General features: G+C 71.9%; 3 protein-coding genes. 1 reads left to right on the plus strand and 2 read right to left on the minus strand.

Annotated features, from left to right (window positions below; all coding sequences use genetic code 11):
* Positions 1–954, plus strand: a 954-nt coding sequence (locus tag AB8Z36_RS31640; RefSeq protein ID WP_369216824.1) for an alpha-glucoside ABC transporter substrate-binding protein, incomplete at its 5' end; no start/stop codon positions are given.
* A gap of 9 nt (positions 955–963) precedes the next feature.
* Here AB8Z36_RS31640 and AB8Z36_RS31645 read toward each other — a convergent pair.
* Both AB8Z36_RS31645 and AB8Z36_RS31650 read right to left on the minus strand, forming a co-directional pair.
* Complete coding sequence (locus AB8Z36_RS31645; RefSeq protein ID WP_369216825.1) at positions 964–2,817, minus strand: MFS transporter; 1,854 nt, start codon at positions 2,815–2,817, stop codon at positions 964–966.
* Positions 2,818–3,008: 191 nt separating this feature from the next.
* The coding region (locus tag AB8Z36_RS31650; RefSeq protein ID WP_369216826.1) for a D-alanyl-D-alanine carboxypeptidase at positions 3,009–4,201 on the minus strand (1,193 nt) is incomplete at its 5' end.

Genomic DNA, 4,201 nt, shown 5'->3' on the forward strand with positions numbered 1-4,201 from the left:
GCCGCCGCCCGCGCCTATCCGCCCTGGGCCCCGGCCCTGCACATCGACGGCGCCCGCCGCACCTACTGGGTACCGCTGAAGGTGGACCTCAAGAGCCTGGTGTGGAGCGAGCGCGGCACGTCGGCCAGGTCCCCGAAGTGGTGCGTCGGCCTCGCCTCGCAGGCGACCTCGGGCTGGCCGGGCACCGACTGGATCGAGGACATCCTGCTGCACCGGTCGGGCCCCGACGTCTACACCCGGTGGGCCACCGGACGGCTGAGCTGGCGCGACAGCCGGGTCCGCGAGGCCTGGACGACCTGGGCGGAACTGCTCGGCGACCGATCGAGGGCCGCCGTCGACCAGTCGCTGACCACGCCGTACGTGGGCACGCCCGACCCGGCGAAGGGCGGCGGCCCGCGCGGGCTGCTGCACTCCCTGGCGCCCCGCTGCACGCACGAGCACCAGAGCGCGTTCATCCGCTACGTCTACGCGGGCGACCCCGTCCAGGCGCGTCCTTCGGCGGGGTTCCTGCCCGGCCGCGCGCGCTACGACGGCGCCTACGAGGTGGCGGGCGACATGGCGGCCGTCTTCGGCGGGGACCCGGCGGCCCGCACCCTCGTCGAGCGCCTCTCCGGCGACCGGGCGCGCGGGCTCTGGCGCGCGGAGGCGGAGCGGGAGCTGCGCCCCTTCTTCCCCGCGTCGACCGACCCGCAGCCCACCGATCCGACGGGGCGGCGCATCGCGGACATCCTCACCGCGAAGGCGCACACGCTCTGCTTCGACGCCTCCGACGTGATGCCGCCGAGCCTGCGCGACGCCTTCCACCGCGCCGTCCTCCAGTACTTCAGGGACCCCACGGACAAGCGCCTCGGCGATCTCCTCACCCAGCTCGACACGGTCCGCGAGGACGCCGGGCGGGACGCGGTCCCCGCCGCGCCGCCCGCGTCCGGGGTCTGCGCGCCGCCGGGCGGCTGACGCGCGCCCTCAGCGGCGCATCTCCTCCGGGCAGGGCGTGCCGCGCGGGATCTGGTAGGGCGAGCCGAGCCGGTAGGTGCCCGCCTTCGGGGCGAGCAGTTCGACCCACTCGTCGCCGTGGTGGTCCTCCGGCGCCTCCAGCAGACAGCCGTGGACGTTCTCGTACTTCCGGGGAATCGACTCGTCGCGCCGCCGGTCCTGCTTGGACGTCTCGGTCTCCTTCGGCCGCTCGACGCCCTTGCCCTCGGCGTCGACGACGCTCAGCCACGGCGAGTACGGGATGCGGATCAGGATGCGGCCCGGCTTGTCCACGCGCAGGGTCATCTCGCCCTGCTCCGCGCGCTCCACCACGGCGTTCGGCTCGGCGAGCGGCCTCGGGTCGGTCACCTCGTAGAGCCGCCAGTTGGTGTCGACCCACACCTGCTTCAGATACGGCAGGCCGTCCGTGATCAGCTGCGTCTCGCGCTTGCCGCCGTCGCCGTCGGGCTCGCCCTTGGGGACCGCCACGTAATGCACGGACCAGCGCTGGAGCCACTCGTGGTAGTTCGCGGAGTTCAGGGTGTCGTCGTAGAAGAGCGGGTTGCGCTCCATGTCGGCCTGCCGGTTCCAGCCGCGCGCGAGCTGTACGTAGGCGGGGAGCGCGGACGCCTCGCGGTGGTTGCGGGCCGGGACGACCTCGACGCGGCCCTTGGCGGCGCCCCGCTCCTTCAGCTCGTTCACCAGCGGCGAGACCTCGCGCGTCCAGGAGGCGGTGGCGTGGGTGTGCACGATGTCGTCGACGGTCTTGAAGCCGATCCAGCCGGTGAAGCCGACGAGGGCCACGACGACGGCGTACCACATGCGGGTCTTCGGGACGAGATACGGCAGCGCGGCCACCAGCACGACGCCCGCGAAGGACATCGCGAGGCGGGTGATGTTAGACCCGATCTGCGAGCTGATCAGCCACACCCCGAGGACGAAGGCCGCGTACACGGCCGTCGTGATCCGTACGGTCTTCCACTCCTTGGGCACCGCGAAGTAGACGAGCACGGCGAAGAGCAGCGGCAGCGACGCCGAGCCGAACGACATCGGCTGCGTACCGGAGAACGGGAAGAGCCACGCCGAGAGGCCCACGACGGCCGCGGGCGCGAGGCCGAGCGCGTACGCCCCCGGGTAGCGCTTGCTGAGAAAGAGCGCGACGGCGACCATGCCCACGAAGAGGCCCGCCACCGGGCTGCCCATCGTGGCGAGCGCGGCGAACGGCGCGGCGACCAGGGCCTTGGCCCACCGCTTGTAGCGCCAGCGGTAGGGCCAGCAGAACACCGCGGCCACCGCCATCAGGGCGAACATCTGGCCGAGGCCGAAGGTGACGCGGCCCGAGACCGCGTTGCAGAACAGCGCGAAGACGCCCGCGAGCGCGGGCCACAGCGGCTGCTTCACCGCACGGCTGCGCACCAGGATCATCGTGAGCAGCGTGGCGGAGAGCGTCCCGGCGATCATCATCGTCGTCCGCACGCCGAGCACCGACATGAGGTACGGCGAGATGACGCTGTACGACACCGGGTGCATGCCGCCGTACCAGGCGAGGTTGTACGCGGACTCGGGGTGCCGTCCGACGAACTCCGCCCAGGCGTCCTGCGCGGCGAGGTCACCGCCGCCGTTGGCGAAGACCAGGAACCAGACCAGGTGCAGCACGGCGGCGAGCAGCGTCACGGCGGTCACCGGGTGCCGGTGCATGCGGTCCGTCAGGGCGGCGGTCCAGGAGGCACCGGGGGCGGGCTTCCGGCCGGACAGCGGTATTCGTCCGGCGGCGCCGGGGCCTTCGCCCTTGCTGCTGTCCGGCTGTGCGTCGTCTTCGGCGCGCGTCGGCTCCGCTGTGGCCACTGCTGGCTCTCCCCGTGTCGTCCGTCTCGTCGGAGGGGCCGGGGGCGGTCCCACGGGGTCGGCGTCCCGGTCCACCCCGTACTCGGCCCCGGCGTACTGCCCCCCGAGCTTGTGACGCTAGCACGCAGCGGCGGGGGCAGGCCCCGCCCGGGGCCTGCCCCCGCCGCTGTCGCGCGGGCTGATCGCCGGGGTCAGCCGACGCGCCGGAGCTTGGCGCCGAAGCCCGGCTCCTCAAGGTCCTTCTGGAGGGCCACGGGCACCCGCACGGCGTCGCCCTTGCCGTCGCCGACGCTCAGCACGCCGACCTCGGTGCCGGCCTTCGCCGAGTGCGGCACGGGCTCGCCCTTGTCGTCGTTCAGGTGCAGCTTCACCGTGAGACCCGCCCAGCCGACGGCGGACACGTCCTTGGTGGCGACGACCGGCGTCGTGCCGCCGAGCCCGTCGTCGACCTGGCCGACGACATCGCCCTTCTTGACGATCTTCTTGGACGTCAGCGCGTCCTGGCCCGCCTCGATGAGCCGCTTGACCACGCCGGTGACCTCGTCGATGTTGGCGACGCCGGGCTTGCCGTACTGGCCGAGTGCGGCGCCGATGATCGTCTGGGTCTTGCCGTCGACCTGCTTCTCCGCGGCGAAGAGGATGTTGCCGCCCGCTGCGGTGGTGGTGCCGGTCTTGATGCCGATGGCGACGGTGGGGACGAGGCCGAAGAAGTTCTTCTGCTTCTCGCCGTTGAGGTCCACGTAGCTCGGCTGCCGGGAGATCTCGTTGAAGACCGGGTTCTTCATCGCGGCGCGGCCGAGCTTCACGAGGTCCTCGGCGGTGGAGACGGTCGTCTTGTCCAGGCCGCTGGGGTCGGTGTAGTGGGTGTTCTTCATCCCCAGCTCCTTGGCGGTCTTGTTCATCTTGTCGACGAACGCGTCCTCGGAGCCGCTCTTGCCGTCCCAGCGGGCGAGCAGCTTGGCGACGTTGTTGGCGGACGGGAGCATGACCGCCTGGAGCGCCTCGTACTCGGTGATCTTCTGGCCCTCGGAGACGCGGACGACGGACTCCTTCTCCGCCTTGCCCGTCTCGTAGTGCTTCTCCGCCGCGGCGTCGACGGGGATCTTCGGGCCCTCCTTGCCCTTCTCCAGCGGGTGGTCGCGGAGGATCAGGTAGACCGTCATGACCTTGGCGATGCTCGCGATCGGCACGGGCTTCTGCGCGCCCGAGGTACCGAACGTGCCGATGCCGTTGACGTCCATCGCGGCCTGGCCCTGGCCGGGCCACGGCACGGACGGCTTGCCGCCCTCGAAGGAGACGGACTCCTCAGCGGTGAGGTTCAGGGTCGGCGTCGGCAGCGGGCGCACGGCCTGTACGACCGCAAACACGACCACCAGGAGCAGCA

This window comes from Streptomyces flavofungini, from assembly GCF_041028215.1.
Taxonomy (GTDB): Bacteria; Actinomycetota; Actinomycetes; order Streptomycetales; family Streptomycetaceae; genus Streptomyces; species Streptomyces flavofungini_B.